Annotated in this window: 15 protein-coding genes; 10 read left to right on the top strand and 5 right to left on the bottom strand. The window is 64.9% G+C overall.

Going from position 1 to position 15,388, the window contains the following annotated elements; all coding sequences use genetic code 11:
- Positions 1–33: 33 nt before the first annotated feature.
- The 3 genes from DTW89_RS08480 to DTW89_RS08470 form a co-directional block, all read right to left on the bottom strand.
- Positions 34–936 (bottom strand): 2OG-Fe(II) oxygenase, encoded by a 903-nt coding sequence (locus tag DTW89_RS08480; protein WP_114655624.1) that lies wholly within the window; start codon positions 934–936, stop codon positions 34–36.
- A gap of 8 nt (positions 937–944) precedes the next feature.
- Complete coding sequence (gene yaaA, locus DTW89_RS08475; protein WP_114655623.1) at positions 945–1,721, bottom strand: peroxide stress protein YaaA; 777 nt, start codon at positions 1,719–1,721, stop codon at positions 945–947.
- Between the two features lie 237 nt (positions 1,722–1,958).
- Positions 1,959–5,111: an Rne/Rng family ribonuclease gene (locus tag DTW89_RS08470; RefSeq protein WP_114655622.1), complete on the bottom strand. Its 3,153-nt coding sequence runs from the start codon at positions 5,109–5,111 to the stop codon at positions 1,959–1,961.
- A gap of 583 nt (positions 5,112–5,694) precedes the next feature.
- Here DTW89_RS08470 and DTW89_RS08465 point away from each other — a divergent pair.
- The 4 genes from DTW89_RS08465 to DTW89_RS08450 all read left to right on the top strand — a co-directional run bounded on the left by DTW89_RS08465 (position 5,695) and on the right by DTW89_RS08450 (position 8,948).
- The gene (locus DTW89_RS08465; protein WP_201740971.1) at positions 5,695–6,705 is read left to right on the top strand and encodes an RluA family pseudouridine synthase; all 1,011 of its coding nucleotides are present in this window, start codon (positions 5,695–5,697) and stop codon (positions 6,703–6,705) included.
- A gap of 7 nt (positions 6,706–6,712) precedes the next feature.
- On the top strand, positions 6,713–7,384 hold the full coding sequence (locus tag DTW89_RS08460; RefSeq protein WP_114655621.1) for an HAD family hydrolase: 672 nt from the start codon (positions 6,713–6,715) through the stop codon (positions 7,382–7,384).
- 36 nt (positions 7,385–7,420) lie between these two features.
- Complete coding sequence (locus DTW89_RS08455) at positions 7,421–7,798, top strand: Rieske (2Fe-2S) protein (protein WP_024814387.1); 378 nt, start codon at positions 7,421–7,423, stop codon at positions 7,796–7,798.
- Between the two features lie 91 nt (positions 7,799–7,889).
- Positions 7,890–8,948, top strand: a complete 1,059-nt coding sequence (locus tag DTW89_RS08450; RefSeq protein ID WP_114655620.1) for a S49 family peptidase — start codon at positions 7,890–7,892, stop codon at positions 8,946–8,948.
- 136 nt (positions 8,949–9,084) lie between these two features.
- Here the strand turns inward: DTW89_RS08450 and DTW89_RS08445 are convergent, their stop codons facing one another.
- Positions 9,085–9,900 (bottom strand): SAM-dependent methyltransferase, encoded by an 816-nt coding sequence (locus DTW89_RS08445; protein ID WP_024814389.1) that lies wholly within the window; start codon positions 9,898–9,900, stop codon positions 9,085–9,087.
- A complete protein-coding gene (locus DTW89_RS08440; protein WP_024814390.1) occupies positions 9,897–10,496 on the bottom strand; it encodes a Maf family nucleotide pyrophosphatase in 600 nt (199 codons plus the stop codon). Before DTW89_RS08440 ends, DTW89_RS08445 begins: the two co-directional genes overlap by 4 nt.
- A gap of 25 nt (positions 10,497–10,521) precedes the next feature.
- On the opposite strand from DTW89_RS08440, the gene DTW89_RS08435 reads away from it, so the two are divergent.
- The 6 genes from DTW89_RS08435 to fabG all read left to right on the top strand — a co-directional run bounded on the left by DTW89_RS08435 (position 10,522) and on the right by fabG (position 15,247).
- Positions 10,522–11,073, top strand: coding sequence for a YceD family protein (locus DTW89_RS08435; RefSeq protein ID WP_114655619.1), 552 nt, complete (start codon positions 10,522–10,524; stop codon positions 11,071–11,073).
- A 100-nt stretch (positions 11,074–11,173) separates the two neighbouring features.
- Entirely contained in the window at positions 11,174–11,356 is a 183-nt protein-coding gene (gene rpmF, locus DTW89_RS08430; protein WP_005794249.1) for a 50S ribosomal protein L32, read from the top strand.
- Positions 11,357–11,464: 108 nt separating this feature from the next.
- A complete protein-coding gene (plsX, locus tag DTW89_RS08425) occupies positions 11,465–12,517 on the top strand; it encodes a phosphate acyltransferase PlsX (protein ID WP_114655618.1) in 1,053 nt (350 codons plus the stop codon).
- Positions 12,517–13,494 carry a beta-ketoacyl-ACP synthase III gene (locus DTW89_RS08420; RefSeq protein ID WP_111865534.1) on the top strand — a complete coding sequence of 326 codons (978 nt, stop codon included), beginning with the start codon at positions 12,517–12,519 and terminating at the stop codon, positions 13,492–13,494. The genes plsX and DTW89_RS08420 overlap by 1 nt, the downstream gene beginning before the upstream one ends.
- A 59-nt stretch (positions 13,495–13,553) precedes the next feature.
- On the top strand, positions 13,554–14,504 hold the full coding sequence (gene fabD, locus DTW89_RS08415) for an ACP S-malonyltransferase (protein ID WP_114655617.1): 951 nt from the start codon (positions 13,554–13,556) through the stop codon (positions 14,502–14,504).
- Positions 14,501–15,247: a 3-oxoacyl-ACP reductase FabG gene (gene fabG, locus DTW89_RS08410; protein ID WP_111865531.1), complete on the top strand. Its 747-nt coding sequence runs from the start codon at positions 14,501–14,503 to the stop codon at positions 15,245–15,247. The genes fabD and fabG overlap by 4 nt, the downstream gene beginning before the upstream one ends.
- Positions 15,248–15,388: the final 141 nt, after the last annotated feature.

Genomic DNA, 15,388 nt, shown 5'->3' with positions numbered 1-15,388 from the left:
TTGCGCTTATCGGGAAAGCGCTAGAGCCTGTTTTTATATAAATTCGCGCTCGCGCAGCCATTTGGTGGCAATCCACTTGTCGCCCGCAATGACCGGCGCGCCGCCATGCAGTGTGCGCGTGGACGGATCGGGGCGCTCGTAGCTGAAGAACACGGCGTTGCCGCGCTGCGGTGCCACCTCGACCTGCACATCGGGGAAGATGGTGCCGCCGCCTTTTTCGGGCGTGTTCAGGTACATCACGAGCGTGCCCACGCGCTGCCCGCCGCGCCGCACGATGGTGGGGGTGCCGGGCTCGGCGGGGTCAAAGTAGTCGTAATGCGGCTTGTATTCGGCGCCGGGGCCGTAGTGCAGCACCTGCAGGCCTTCGCCATTTTCGATGGGCCAGTTCAGCAGGCGGGCAATGCGTTCTTCGATACGCTGGATCAGCGGGCTCTCGCCCCGCTGAAAAAACATGCCGTCGCTGGTGCGGTCGTCGTTGATTTCGTCGCCGCCCGTCTGGGTGGCCACCGTGAGCGAGCGCGCCATGCGCGGGGCGGCGGCGGCGATCAGGGCGTCGCATTCCTCGGGCGCAAGCAGGTTGGCAAACACCACCAGGCGGGGCTGCGCGAGGGTGAGCAGCACGCCGACCTGCCGGTCGCCCGCATCCAGAAACGGGGGCGAATCTGCCAGCAGCGGTGCGGGCACGGCCAGGGGCGGTGCGCGGTGGTGGGCCTCGGGGCTGTTGCTGGTGGGTGCTTGCAGCGCATCGGCCAGCGCCTGCGCGGCCACGTCGTCGTCCCAGCCCGCTGCGCGCAGGGATTGCCGCAGGGCGGCGGGCGAGCAGTCGGCGCTGGCCTGCTCGGCAATCCAGTCGCGCAGCTCGGGCGTGATGGATTGGCGAGCCGGTTGCGCCGTGCTTGCCCCTGCCGGGGTGCGCTGGTCAGAACGCGTCGCCATGATGCTGCTCAGGCCGCCTTGCGCCGGAACACCAGGCGCTCGGGCTCGGAGGCGGCGGGGGCAAAGGCATAGCCCTCCAGGTCAAACCCTTCGAGCTGGTGGGGCGTGGCAATGCGGTGCGTGATGGCATGGCGCGCCATGAGGCCCCGCGCGCGCTTGGCATGAAAGCTGATGATCTTGTAGGCGCCCGCTTTCCAGTCCTCGAACACGCAGTCGATGACGCGCGCCTTGAGGGCCTTGCGGTCCACGGCCTTGAAATACTCCTGCGACGCCAGGTTGACCACCACGGGTGTGGTGTCGGCACGCAAGCGGGTGTTGAGGTGCTCGGCAATCTGGCTGCCCCAGAACTGGTAGAGGTTGCTGCCCGCATCGGTGGCCAGGCGCGTGCCCATTTCCAGCCGGTAGGGCTGCATGCGATCGAGTGGCCGCAGCACGCCATACAGGCCGCTGAGGATGGCCACATGTTTTTGCGCCCAGTCCAGGTCGGGCGCGGTCAGCGTGCGGGCCTGCAGGCCTTCATACACATCACCGTTGAAGGCCAGCACGGCCTGGCGTGCGTTGGTGGCGGTGAATTTCGGTTGCCACACCTCGTAGCGCGCCACGTTCAGGGCGGCGAGCTTGTCGCTCAGACCCATCAGCGAGGCGATGTCCTGGGGGGATTTCTGGCGCAGCACCTCGATCAGCTGCGCCGACTGCGGCACGAACTGCGGCACGGTGTGCGGCAGCCCCTCGGGCAAAGGCGTGTCGTAGTCGAGCGATTTGGCGGGAGACAGCAGGAACAGCATGGTGGCGGAAAGTCTGTGGATCTCGGAGGGCAAGGCAGGCGGTGGCCGGGACACTGCAGGCGCTGGCGATGCGGGGTGCTGCATGCGTGCGGTGGCCACAGCGACCCAAAATGGTACCCGGTGCCGGGTTGCTGCTGGCCCCCAGGGGTATTTGCGGGCTGCAATGAAAGAAGGCGGCCCAGGCCGCCTTCTTTGGTGGTGACTGCGGCCCGGGGGGGCGGCAGACCTGTCAGGGCATCAAGCCGTTGGGGGTTGCTCAAACGGCAGCGTCATGGCAGAGAGGTCGCGGCGGGTTTCCACCAGCACCAGCGGGCCTTCGTCCAGCACCACGGCGGGCGGGCGCTCGCGCGGCACGCGGATGGGTTGTGGCTCGGCGGCAATCGCTGCCTGCACGGCGGCGATTTTTTCAGCATCCGAGTTCACCCATTGCAGGCCCGACGCAGCGGCCACCTGGTGCAGCGCATCGAGCGGCAGCGTAAAGCCCTGGACGCGGGGCATGCCTTGGGCCGGTGCCGCTGTAGGCGCTGCGGCAGGCGCCGGTGACACCGCGGGTGCGGGCTTTGCAGCCACCGCCACAGGAGCGGGCGCTGGCGCTGGCGCGGCGGCCAAGGGCGCCGGTGCCGGTGCGGCAGCAGGTGCTGGCACGGGGGCAGCAGCTTGCACGGCGGTCTCGGCGCGGGGCTGTGCGGGTGCTGGCACGGGTGCAGGAGCGGGTACCAGCACTGGCGCAGGGGCCGCGGGTGCTTGCGCCGGTGCCGGAGCCGCGTTGAAGTAGCTGCGGCGTGCCGGCTCTTCCTGGGCTTCGGTCGCAGTGGCGGCAACCGGGGCCGAGGTGTCGAGCTCCATCATGGCGGGGGCAGCCGATTCCACCGTGTCGCGGGGACCGCGTTCACCGCGTTCGCGCCGGTCACGGCCATAGCGGTCGCGTGAGCGGCGCTCACGGCGTTCGTCTGCGGCCGGTGCGACGTCGTTGCCGGTCAGGTCCAGATCGGGCAGCGATGCCAGCGGCGCGGTGTCCGCGAAGTCGGGCGTAGGGGCGCCGGTGTCTTCCCGGGCCTCTGCCGCGCGGGGTGCGCGTTCGCCGCGTTCACGACGACCCTGGCCTTCACCGCGTTCACGGCGGGGGCCGCGTTCGCCACGGGGCTGGGTGCCAGCCGTTTCGGCGCCATTGCCGTTCGGGCCCGTCACCTGCGCCTGGATGGCGGTCTGGGCGGCGGCATTGTCGGCGTCGGCGCCGGCAGCGCTGTTGCGGGGCTCGTCGCGGCGGCCACGGCCACCTTCACGGCCTTCGCGACCTTCACGGCCGTTGCGGCCTTCGCCTTCGCCACGGGGTGGACGGCTTTCAACGTCGCGCGGGGCACGGCCTTCTGCCGAGCGCTCTCCACGGCGGCCGCGGCCTTCACCGGCAGCTTCGCGGTTGCCATCACGGGCACCGCCTTCGCGGTTGCCGTCGCGGCCTGCGCCGCGTTCACCACGCTCGCCACGGCGGCCACGGCCTTCGCCATTGCGGCCGTCGCGGCGGGGTTCGCTGCGTGTGCCGGCTTCGGCGGGCGCAGCGGCCGGTGCGGGGGCTGCCACCGGAGCGGATGCCGGGGCGTCACCCATGCCAAACAGGCTCTTGAGCCAGCCGAAGAAGCCTTGTTCCTGGGCCGCGACAGGGGCGCGCGGTGCCGCAGGAGCGGGTGCGGCGGCTTGCACCGGGGCAGCAGCGGCCGGGCGCTGGCCCGCGCGCGGTGGGCGCACGGCGCCTTCGGGGCGGGGCTCGCGCGGTTCTGCGATGGGCGCGGGCGCATCTGGCAGCACACCCTTGATCACCGGGGTCTGCTTGTTGGTGGGCTCTTGCGAGCGGCGCGTCACGGCCGTGGGGTCTTCCACTTCTTCTGCAAGCTTGTAGCTGGCTTCGATGTGGTCCAGGCGCGGGTCGTCGTGCTTGAGTCGTTCCAGGCGGTAGTTAGGGGTTTCCAGCGTCTTGTTGGGAACCATCAGCACGGCGACGCGCTGCTTGAGCTCGATCTTGGCGATCTCGGTGCGCTTTTCGTTCAGCAGGAACGAAGCCACTTCCACCGGCACCTGGCAGTGCACGGCGGCCGTGTTGTCCTTCATCGACTCTTCCTGAATGATCCGCAGGATCTGCAGGGCCGACGATTCGGTGTCACGGATGTGGCCCGAGCCGCCGCAACGGGGGCAGGGGATGGACGAACCTTCGCTCAGGGCGGGCTTGAGGCGCTGGCGGCTCATTTCCATGAGGCCGAACTTGCTGATGGTGCCGAACTGCACGCGGGCGCGGTCCTGGCGCAGCGCGTCGCGCAGGCGGTTTTCCACTTCACGGCGGTTCTTCGACTCTTCCATGTCGATGAAGTCGATCACGATCAGGCCGCCCAGGTCGCGCAGGCGCATCTGGCGGGCCACTTCGTCGGCGGCTTCCAGGTTGGTGCGCGTGGCGGTTTCCTCGATGTCGCCGCCCTTGATGGCGCGGGCCGAGTTCACGTCCACGCTGACCAGCGCTTCGGTGTGGTCGATCACGATGGCACCGCCCGAGGGCAGTTGCACGGTGCGGGCGTAGGCCGACTCGATCTGGTGCTCGATCTGGAAGCGGCTGAACAGGGCGGCGTCGTCGCGGTAGCGCTTCACGCGGGCGGCATGCTCGGGCATGACGTGCGCCATGAACTGCTGCGCCTGTTCGTAGATATCGTCGGTATCGATGAGGATGTCACCGATGTCGTTGTTGAAGTAGTCGCGGATGGCGCGGATCACCAGGCTCGATTCCTGGTAAATCAGGAAGGCGCCCTTGCCACCCTTGGCGGCGCCGTCAATGGCGTTCCACAATTTCAGCAGGTAGTTCAGGTCCCACTGCAGTTCAGGGGCGCTGCGGCCAATGCCAGCGGTGCGGGCAATGATGGACATGCCGTTGGGGTACTCGAGCTGGTCCATCGCCTCTTTCAGCTCGGCGCGGTCCTCGCCCTCGATGCGGCGCGAAACGCCACCGCCACGGGGGTTGTTGGGCATCAGCACCACGTAGCGGCCGGCCAGCGAGACAAAGGTGGTCAGGGCAGCGCCCTTGTTGCCGCGCTCTTCTTTTTCGACCTGGACCAGCAGTTCCTGGCCTTCCTTGATCACGTCATTGATGCGTGCCTGGTTGGGCGAGACACCCGGGGCGAAGTAGCTGCGCGAAATTTCCTTGAACGGCAGAAAGCCGTGGCGGTCTTCGCCGTAATCCACAAAGCAGGCTTCCAGCGAAGGCTCGACGCGCGTGACGACGGCCTTGTAGATATTGCCCTTGCGTTGCTCGCGCCCCTCGATTTCGATTTCGTAGTCGAGGAGCTTTTGTCCGTCGACGATGGCCAGGCGCCGTTCTTCGGGCTGCGTGGCGTTGATGAGCATCCGCTTCATGATGCGATTCCTTTGCGTGTTTTGCGGAGGGCAGCGGCGCAGCCAACAGGGCTGCGCGGGCTGCCACCCGCAGTTCCAAACCAAAAACAAGCTCTACCGGAGCTGTGAATGCCTGGACTGACGCATTGAAACGAAGGGAATTGCCGGGGATGACGCAGTGCCGTCGAGCGCTAGCTCAACGGGGGCGGCAAGGGCGGGTGGATGGGGGCGAGTGGGAGTGTGCGCAGTTTTGCTATTGAAATAATAGCTGTATGCGCAGGCAGGGTGCGCGCTATAGGCAATATGACGCCCAAAAGCGGGGGCAAGCGCCACCGCCAGAGAGTCAATATCAATGCCATCAGCAACCACATGCTCGCTTCGATCCGCTGGCAGATTGCGCCCTGGTGGGGCGAATCTGCCAGCTTGGGGGATTCCGTATCAGTGTTTCAATTTGTCAGCCCGCCGCACGGCGTACAGGCCACTGCAGGCATCTGGCCTGCAATCTGCCGGTACGACGCCCGCTGGCATCGACCTGCCTGCGCAAATGCAAGGGCTGTGTGGACTAAACTCCAGACAAATCAACCACTTACACATTGACGCGCAGGTGAAACACATTATAGGGGGCAAACCGTCATCCGACCGCACCCCCGCCGCTCCCGCTCCCGCAGCGCGCCTGGTGGAGGTCGACGAAGACTCTTCGGGCCAGCGCCTCGACAACTTTCTGATACGCCAGCTCAAAGGCGTGCCCAAAACCCATGTCTATCGCATCATCCGCAGTGGCGAGGTGCGCATCAACAAGGGCCGGGTCAACGCCGACACCCGCGTGGAGGCGGGCGACGTGGTGCGCCTGCCGCCCGTGCGCATCTCCGACAAGGTGGCTGAAAAGGCCGAGCGGCCTGCTCCGGCGCGCGAGTTCCCCATCCTGCTCGAAGACGAACACCTGATTGCCCTGGACAAGCCCGCTGGCGTGGCGGTGCATGGTGGCAGCGGCGTGAGCTTTGGCGTGATCGAGCAACTGCGCCAGGCGCGGCCCCAGGCCCGGTTTCTGGAGCTGGTGCACCGGCTGGACCGCGAAACATCGGGCATCCTGCTGGTGGCAAAAAAAAGGTCAGCACTCACTCACCTGCAAGACCAGTTCCGTGAACGCGAAACCGGCAAAACCTATCTCGCGCTGGTGACCGGGGCCTGGGCCTCTAACAAAAAAGTGATCGACCTGCCGCTGCACAAATACCTGCAGGCCGACGGCGAACGCCGCGTGCGGGTGACCACCGCCGACGACCCCGACGGCATGCGTTCGGTCACACTGGTCAAGGTGCGACAGGTGCTGTCCGCCCGGCCGGCGCAATGCCTGCCCGCCATGAGCCTGTTGGAGGTGACCATCAAGACCGGCCGCACCCACCAGATCCGTGTGCACCTGGCCAGCCAGGGGCACGCGATCGTGGGGGACGACAAATACGGTGATTTCGACCTCAACAAACGCCTGCACAAGCTGGGGATGCGGCGTATGTTTCTTCATGCGTGGAGGTTACAGTTCACGCACCCGGCCACCGGCGAACGCGTGCTGCTGAACGCCGAACTGCCGCCGGAGCTTGCCGACTTCGTTCCAACCGCCTGATTGCCCCATGCCTGCGACCTCCCGCCCACGCCGCTTTGACCTGATCGCCTTTGACTGGGACGGCACGCTGTTCGACTCCACGGCCATCATCGTGCGCAGCATCCAGGAGGCCGTGCGCGACGTGGGCGGCGCCGTGCCCACCGACGAAGCCGCTTCCTACGTGATCGGCATGGCACTCACCCAGGCCCTGGCCCACGCTGCGCCCGATGTGCCGCCCGAAAAATACCCCGAGCTGGGCAACCGCTACCGTTACCACTACCTGCAGCACCAGGACGACCTGAGCCTGTTCGACGGCGTGCTGCCCCTGCTGGGTGACCTGCGGGCGCAAGGCCATCTGCTGGCCGTGGCCACCGGCAAAAGCCGGCGGGGGCTGGACGAGGCGCTGCATTCGGTGCAGCTCAAGGGCGTTTTCGACGGCTCGCGCACCGCCGACGAGACGGCCGGCAAACCCCATCCCCTGATGCTGCAGGAGTTGATGGCCGAATTTGATGTGCCGCCCGAGCGCCTGCTCATGATTGGCGACACCACCCACGACCTGCAAATGGCGCTGTCGGCGGGGTGTGCCAGCGTGGGCGTGAGCTACGGCGCCCACGAGCCTGCGGCCTTTGACGTGCTGAATCCGCTGCATGTGGCCCATTCGGTGCGCGAATTGCACGACTGGCTGCTGTCCCATGCCTGACTTGCGCGCCATCGCATCACCCGTGCCCGCTTGCCCATGACCACCGCCGATTCCATCGCCATCGCGCTGTGCAACAGTGCCGACCTGCAGGAGCGCCACCTGGCCGTGCCTTTTGACGTGGTGTATGCCGGGCAGACCTGCCGGGCCTTTGCCATCCGCTTCGAGGGGCGGCCCCACGCCTTCCTGAACCGGTGCTCCCATGTGGCCATGGAGATGGACTACCAGCCCGACCGCTTTTTTGACGACACCGGCCAGTGGCTGCTTTGCGCCACGCACGGTGCGACCTATCGGCCAGACACCGGCGCCTGCGTGGGCGGCCCATGCCGCGGCGGGCTGGTGAAAATTGCCCTGTCCGAAGTGGACGGGGTGGTGCACTGGCATACTGCCCACAACCTGCAACCCGTCGAGTTCTAGATGCATTACACCCTCGTTCTTTTGTTCATGCGCTGCACCCCCGCTGTGGGTGCACCGGCCCGCGTTGGCATGTCCCGGTGGGAGGTGTGAGATGAGTGATTCGCAACAACCCGGCGGTTCTGGTTCTGGCACAAAACCGTCTGTACCGCCGGACCTGTGGGCGCAAGCAGCTACTGAATCAGGAGCGGCCTCGGCAGCTCGCCCCAAGGCGGCGCTGGAGCCCGGCTGGGAGCGGGCCACGCTGGAAAAGCTGGCGTTTGCCGCCCTCAACGAGCAGCGCAGTGCACGGCGCTGGAAGATATTCTTTCGCCTGACCTGGCTGCTGGTGGCCGTGCTGGTGGCCTGGGCGGCCCTGGACCAGAGCACCAGTGGCGCCAGCAAGTTGGCGCCCCACACCGCGGTGGTGGATATCAAGGGTGAAATCGCCGCAGGCGCCGAAGCCAGCGCCGAGCTGGTGGTGGCCGCCATGCGCAGCGCCCTCGAAGACGAAGGCTCGCAGGCACTGGTGCTGCTGATCAACTCACCCGGTGGCAGCCCGGTGCAGGCCGGCATGATCAACGATGAAATCCTGCGCCTGAAGGCCAAACACGGCAAGCCTGTGTATGCGGTGGTGGAAGAAACCTGCGCTTCGGCCGCCTATTACATTGCGGCGGCAGCCGACGAGATTTTTGTGGACAAGGCCAGCATCGTGGGCAGCATTGGCGTCCTGATGGACGGCTTTGGCTTCACGGGCACCATGGAAAAGCTGGGTGTGGAACGCCGCCTGCTCACTGCGGGCGAGAACAAGGGATTTCTCGATCCTTTCAGTCCACAGACGCAAACGCAGCGTGAATACGCCCAGACCATGCTGGACCAGATCCACCAGCAGTTCATTGGCGTGGTGAAGGCCGGGCGGGGTGATCGCCTCAAACCCACGCCGGAAACCTTCAGCGGCCTGTTCTGGACGGGCCAGCAGGCCATTGAAATGGGCCTGGCCGACAAGCTGGGCAGTCTTGACTTTGTGGCGCGCGAAGTGGTCAAGGCCGAAGACATCATCGACTACACCCGCCGTGAAAACGTGGCCGAACGCCTGGTCAAGCGTTTTGGCGCAGCGATGGGCGTGGGCGCCGCCAAGGCCCTGGCAACCCCCGCCACGGTGCAATTGCGTTGAACGCATTGGCCCCGGCTTGGTGGGGGCAGCAGAGGGGGGGGCAATGTTTTGAAGAAATATGCCCTTAACGCTTATCCAATAAGCGCTAATAGCTATTAAATAGATAGCAAATTTTCAATCGCAATGCCTAACGTGCCTAACGCCCCAGGGCGAATACCACCGGTGTGCGGTTGTCGGTGGGGCATGGCAATTGGCGCCACTGGCGCACCAGCTGGCTGCGGATCTGGGCCTGGGGCAATGTCAGCCCTCCTGCCATGGCCAGCCGCGTGTGGGGCTGCAGGGTCTGCACCAGCGCCTGCCACAGCGCTGCGTTGCGATAGGGGGTTTCGATGAAGAGCTGGGTTTGCCCGGTCTTGAGCGCCAGAGATTCCAGCTCGCGGATGCGCTGGCTGCGCTCTTGCGCATCCACTGGCAGGTAGCCGGTAAAGGCGAAATTCTGGCCGTTGAGGCCGCTGGCCGCCAGCGCCAGCAGCAGTGAGACGGGGCCCACCAGTGGCACCACCGGAATGCCCAGATCGTGTGCTGCGCGCACCACCGATGAGCCGGGGTCTGCCACGGCAGGCATGCCCGCTTCGCTGATCAGTCCCATGTCGTGCCCCACCAGTGCGGCGGCCAGCAGCGGGCGGGCATCAAACGGCGCCGACCCCTTTTCACCATGGTCGCCTTTCTTGTGGACCTCGCGCGGCAGCTCGGTGATGGTTTGCTGCTGCAGCGAAGCGGCCAGCGGATGCAGGGGCTCGATGCGCTTGAGGTAGGCGCGTGTGCTCTTGGCGTTCTCGCAAATCCAGTGCGTAAGGCGGGCCGCCGTTTTCAACGTGCCATCGGGTAAGGCGTCTTGCAGCGGCGCCTGGGTGTCGCAGCCGAAGTCGAGCGGTGCGGGCACCAGGTACAGCGTGCCGTTGGTGGCGGTGAAGCTGGGCGCGTCGGACGGGGTGGTGGGGCGCGTGCTCATGGCAAGACCATCCCGGCGGCGCGCAGCATGCGGCAGGTGCGGATCAGCGGCAGGCCAATCAGGGCAGTGGGGTCGTCGCTCAGGATGGCGTCGAGCAACGCAATGCCCAGGCCTTCACTTTTGGCGCTGCCCGCGCAATCGTAGGGCTCTTCGGCGCGCAGATAGCGTTCAATCTCATCGTCGGACAGTGCGCGAAAGCGCACCTCCACGGGCGCGAGATCCACCTGTTCGAACCCCGTGGCCTCACAGACCACGGCCACCGCCGTCTGGAAAATCACGGTCTGGCCGCGCATCTGGCGCAACTGGGCCGTCGCACGCTCGTGCGTGCCCGGTTTGCCCAGCGGGTGACCACCCAGGTCGGCCACCTGGTCCGAGCCGATCACCACCGCCTGTGGGTGCTGGCGGGCCACTGCGCGGGCCTTGGCCACGGCCAGGCGCAAAGCCAGGTCGCGCGGTGTTTCTTCGGCCAGCGGGGTTTCGTCAACCTCGGGAGCTGCTACGACGAAAGGCAGGTTCAGACGGGCCAGGAGTTCGTGGCGGTAACGCGAAGTAGAGCCCAATACCAATGGGCGTTGCGGGGTGGGGGATTGTTGCATCGGGCGATTCTCTTACACTGCCGCCATGACCAAGGAATTCTCTCCCGACCGGCTCGATGTCAAGGCCTTCGCTCAGGTAAGCGGACACCTGTCCGGGCACGACTCGCTGCTGAAATACGAGCGGTTGTCCCAGGAGGCCAAAGGCCTGCATCCCGATTTGCGGGTGGACTGGACGGCCACGGGCGAGCTGCGCACGGAACTCGGTGACAGCGGTCAGCTGTGGCTGCACATGAAGGTGCAGGCCACGTTTCCCATGGAATGCCAGCGCTGCCTGACGCCGGTGGATGTGCCATTGGCCGTGGAGCGCTCGTTTCGTTTCGTGGCCGACGAAGCCACGGCCGAGGCGCTGGACGACGAGAGTGAGGAAGATCTGCTGGCCCTGAGCCGTGAATTCGATTTGCGTGAGTTGATCGAGGATGAGTTGCTGATGGCATTGCCCGTGGTGCCGCGCCACGATGAGTGCCCCACGGCCGTGCCGCTGGCCTCCAGCGACGGCGATTTCGAGGCGGCCAGTGCCGAAAAACCAAACCCCTTCGCTGCGTTGGCAAGCCTTCGCAAAGAAGAAAAGGGACAGTAATTGGCGTTTGGGATATAATCGTGGGCTTCACGCGAATCCCCTCGGGTCTTTTTTGGGCTGATCGCGTTTTTACCAACCCTATTCAAGACCAGGAGCCATCATGGCCGTTCAGCAAAACAAAAAGTCCCCTTCCAAGCGCGGCATGCACCGCTCGCACAATGCCCTGAACGTGCCGGGCATTGCTGTGGAACCCACCACCGGTGAAACGCATCTGCGCCACCACATCAGCCCCAACGGCTTCTACCGTGGCCGCCAGGTGCTGAAGAACAAGTCTGAAGCCTGACTTTAGCCCTCTCCACAAGGCCCGCTGCTACTGCATCTGTAGCTCGGGCCTTTGTTTTGACCGTTGCATTTATCTTTCGGCCCGCACTGCCGGCCGGACAAGTCGCCCATGATCACACTGGCTGTTGACTGCATGGGGGGCGACCACGGCCCCCGCGTCACGCTCGCGGCGTGCCGCCAGTTCCTCGACAATCATCCCGATGCCCATCTGCTGCTGGTCGGTCTGAAGGACAGTCTTCAATCGTTCTCGCACGAGCGCGCTACCGTGGTGTTGGCCACCGAGGTGGTTGCCATGGATGACCCCGTGGAGATTGCCCTGCGCCGCAAGAAGGATTCGTCCATGCGCGTTGCCATTCAGCAGGTAAAGGATGGCACGGCTGCTGCCGCGGTTTCCGCCGGCAACACGGGTGCCTTGATGGCCATTGCCCGCTATATCCTCAAGACGCTCGATGGCATTGACCGCCCGGCCATTGCCACCCAGATGCCCAATGCCCAGGGTGGTGCCACCACGGTGCTCGACCTGGGGGCCAATGTGGACTGCTCTGCCGAGCACCTTTTGCAGTTTGCCGTCATGGGTTCTGCGCTGGTGTCGGTGCTCAAGGGTGTCGAGGAGCCCACGGTTGGTTTGCTCAACATTGGCGAAGAAATCATCAAGGGCAGTGAAGTCATCAAAAAAGCTGGTGAACTGCTCCGATCTGCTGCCAATTCGGGCGATCTGAATTTTTATGGCAATGTGGAAGGCAATGACATTTTCAAGGGAACCGTGGACATCGTGGTGTGTGACGGTTTCGTGGGCAATGTGGCGCTGAAAGCCAGTGAGGGCGTGGCGACCATGGTGGTGGGTGGGCTCAAGCAAGAGTTCTCGCGCAATATCCTGACAAAAATTGCCGCCATCTTTGCCTATCCGGTGCTAAAAGCGCTCATGAAGCGCATAGATTACCGTCGATACAACGGCGCGGCGCTGTTGGGCCTGCGGGGGCTGGTGTTCAAGAGCCACGGTTCGGCCGACACCATGGCTTTCGAGCAGGCATTGAACCGGGCGTATGATGCAGCCCGCAACAACCTGCTCGATCGTGTCCGGACCCGGATTGCGCATGCGGCGCCCCTGCTGGCGCCTGGCAATGCCCAGCCAACGCCCGTCGCTGTGGCGACAACACATTGATGAGACGCTATTCCCGCATTACCGGCACCGGCAGTTATCTGCCTCCCCGCCGGGTGACCAACGCCGATCTGGTGGCCGAGCTGGCGCAGAGCGGAATCCAGACCTCTGACGAATGGATCGTGGAGCGCACCGGTATACGGGCGCGCCACTTCGCTGCGCCCGATGTGACCAGCGGCGATCTGGGTCTGGAGGCTGCCAGGAAGGCGCTGGAGGCCGCCGGCTGCGAGCCGCAAGACATCGATCTGATCATCGTGGCCACCTCCACGCCCGACATGGTGTTTCCCTCGGTGGCCTGCATATTGCAAAACAAGCTGGGCGCCAATGGTTGTCCCGCTTTTGACGTGCAGGCGGTGTGCAGTGGCTTTGTCTACGCCCTCACGGTGGCAGACGCCATGATCCAGACCGGCGCCGCCAAGCGTGCGCTGGTGGTGGGGGCCGAGGTTTTCAGCCGCATCCTGGATTTCAAGGACCGCACGACCTGCGTGCTGTTTGGTGACGGAGCAGGCGCGGTGGTGCTGGAGGCGTCTGACACGCCCGGAATCCTGGCCAGCGACCTGCACGCCGACGGCCAGTATGTGGGCATCCTGTGTGTGCCGGGCAATGTATCGGGTGGCGAGGTGCTGGGCGATCCCCTGCTCAAGATGGATGGCCAGGCTGTATTCAAGCTGGCGGTGGGTGTGCTCGAAAAAGCGGCACGCGCCACGCTGGCAAAAGCCAACCTGACCGATGCCGACATCGACTGGCTGATTCCGCACCAGGCCAACATCCGCATCATGCAGAGCACAGCCAAGAAGTTGAAGCTGTCCATGGACAAGGTGGTGGTCACAGTGGACCAGCACGGCAACACGTCGGCAGCCTCGATTCCGTTGGCGCTGGACCATGCCGTGCGCACCGGGCAGGTCAAGAAGGGCGAAACCCTGCTGCTCGAAGGTGTGGGGGGCGGTTTTACCTGGGGCGCTGTGCTCCTGAAGTTATAGCTACTTGCGCTTACTGATAAAGCGCTAGAGGCATATTTCTTATAAATATCTTGGTTTTTATGAAATCCTTTGCATTTGTCTTTCCCGGGCAGGGCTCGCAGTCTGTAGGCATGCTGGACGCCTGGGGCGATCACCCGGTTGTGGCCCAAGCGCTGCAAGAGGCATCGGACGCTCTGGGTGAAGATCTTGCCCTGCTGATTCAGCAAGGCCCCAAGGAAGCACTGGCCCTGACCACCAACACCCAGCCCGTGATGCTGGTGGCCGGGGTTGCCGCATGGCGCGTGTGGTGCGCCGAAGGCGGGGCTGCGCCGCTGGCCGTGGCCGGGCATTCGCTGGGCGAGTATTCGGCGCTGGTGGCCGCTGGCGTGCTGACACTGGCACAGGCAGCGCCTCTGGTGCGCCTGCGCGCCGCAGTCATGCAAGAGGCCGTACCGGTGGGCACAGGGGCCATGGCGGCCATTCTGGGTATGGAGGCGTCCCGGGTGATTGAGGGGTGCTCTGAGGCGACTGCATCCTTTGGTCCGGGATCGACCGAAGTGGTCGAGGCCGTGAATTTCAACGACCCGATCCAGACCGTGATCGCTGGCACCAAGGCGGGTGTGGACAAGGCCTGCGAGCTGCTCAAGGCAGCGGGTGCCAAGCGCGCGCTGCCGCTGCCCGTGTCGGCACCATTCCATTCCAGCCTGATGAAGCCTGCCGCCGAGAAGCTGCGCATGGCGCTGGCCGATGTGGTGCTGGCTGTGCCCCAGATTCCGGTGCTCAACAACGTGGATGTGGCCGTGCAGCAGGACGCCGACGCCATTCGTGACGCGCTGTACCGCCAGGCCTTTGGTGCTGTGCGCTGGGTTGAGTGTGTGCAGGCGCTGAAAGGCCGTGGCATCACCCATATCATTGAATGTGGCCCCGGCAAGGTGCTGGCGGGCCTGACCAAACGCATCGACCCTGAACTGGTCGGCGCAGCACTGTTTGATCCGGCCACGCTGGCCGAAACCCGGGAGTTGTTGGCATGACGCATTCTGTATCCCCAGCCCAGGTGGCGCTGGTCACCGGCGCATCGCGCGGCATCGGTGCCGCGATTGCCCTGGAGCTAGCAGTGCGTGGTTACCAGGTGGTCGGCACCGCCACCACGGACGAGGGCGCAGAGCGCATCAGCAAGGCCCTGTCAGCCTACCCGGGCTGCCGGGGCGCCAACCTGAATGTCAACGATGGCGCGGCCATCGAGGCGCTGATGGACTCCATCGTCAAGCAGCAAGGCGGATTGCATGTGCTGGTGAACAATGCCGGCATCACGCGCGACACGCTGGCCATGCGCATGAAAGACGAAGACTGGGATGCCGTGCTGGACACCAATCTCAAGGCTGTTTTCCGCGTGAGCCGTGCGGCGATTCGCCCCATGATGAAGCAGCGCTTTGGGCGCATCATCAGCATCACCAGCGTGGTGGGCGCATCGGGCAATGCCGGGCAGGCCAACTATGCAGCCGCCAAGGCTGGCGTGGCTGGCATGACGCGCGCGCTGGCCCGCGAACTTGGCAGCCGCAGCATCACGGTCAATTGCGTGGCGCCGGGATTCATTGAAACCGACATGACGGCAAATCTGCCCGAAGAGCAGCAAAAGGCGCTGCAATCCCAGATCGCCCTGGGCCATCTGGGCAAGCCTGCCGACATTGCCCATGCGGTGGCCTACCTGGCATCGCGTGAGGCGGGCTATGTGACGGGGCAGGAATTGCACGTCAATGGCGGCATGTACATGTAATTGTTGAGAGTTAAGGCAATGCTGATCAAGGTCCACCGTTGTCGCTTCTCAAACGTTATCCGCAGATGAAGCAGCAGACCCTGGCAATGGCCGCAGATCAAAACAACGGATTCGAGCAGTCGCGCAAGCCCACCCGACGTG

Source organism: Acidovorax sp. BoFeN1 (genome assembly GCF_003345135.1).
Classification (GTDB): domain Bacteria; phylum Pseudomonadota; class Gammaproteobacteria; order Burkholderiales; family Burkholderiaceae_C; genus Acidovorax; species Acidovorax defluvii.
Note: the sequence above shows the minus strand (reverse complement) of the source record. Positions and strands in the feature narration are given on the sequence as shown.

Bases quoted from the DNA above. Each gene is read 5' to 3' on its own strand.
- DTW89_RS08480 (WP_114655624.1), bottom strand. From the start codon at position 936: ATGGCGACGCGTTCTGACCAGCGCACCCCGGCAGGGGCAAGCACGGCG.
- yaaA (WP_114655623.1), bottom strand. From the start codon at position 1,721: ATGCTGTTCCTGCTGTCTCCCGCCAAATCGCTCGACTACGACACGCCT.
- DTW89_RS08470 (WP_114655622.1), bottom strand. From the start codon at position 5,111: ATGAAGCGGATGCTCATCAACGCCACGCAGCCCGAAGAACGGCGCCTG.
- DTW89_RS08460 (WP_114655621.1), top strand. From the start codon at position 6,713: ATGCCTGCGACCTCCCGCCCACGCCGCTTTGACCTGATCGCCTTTGAC.
- DTW89_RS08455 (WP_024814387.1), top strand. From the start codon at position 7,421: ATGACCACCGCCGATTCCATCGCCATCGCGCTGTGCAACAGTGCCGAC.
- DTW89_RS08450 (WP_114655620.1), top strand. From the start codon at position 7,890: ATGAGTGATTCGCAACAACCCGGCGGTTCTGGTTCTGGCACAAAACCG.
- DTW89_RS08445 (WP_024814389.1), bottom strand. From the start codon at position 9,900: ATGAGCACGCGCCCCACCACCCCGTCCGACGCGCCCAGCTTCACCGCC.
- DTW89_RS08440 (WP_024814390.1), bottom strand. From the start codon at position 10,496: ATGCAACAATCCCCCACCCCGCAACGCCCATTGGTATTGGGCTCTACT.
- DTW89_RS08435 (WP_114655619.1), top strand. From the start codon at position 10,522: ATGACCAAGGAATTCTCTCCCGACCGGCTCGATGTCAAGGCCTTCGCT.
- rpmF (WP_005794249.1), top strand. From the start codon at position 11,174: ATGGCCGTTCAGCAAAACAAAAAGTCCCCTTCCAAGCGCGGCATGCAC.
- plsX (WP_114655618.1), top strand. From the start codon at position 11,465: ATGATCACACTGGCTGTTGACTGCATGGGGGGCGACCACGGCCCCCGC.
- DTW89_RS08420 (WP_111865534.1), top strand. From the start codon at position 12,517: ATGAGACGCTATTCCCGCATTACCGGCACCGGCAGTTATCTGCCTCCC.
- fabD (WP_114655617.1), top strand. From the start codon at position 13,554: ATGAAATCCTTTGCATTTGTCTTTCCCGGGCAGGGCTCGCAGTCTGTA.
- fabG (WP_111865531.1), top strand. From the start codon at position 14,501: ATGACGCATTCTGTATCCCCAGCCCAGGTGGCGCTGGTCACCGGCGCA.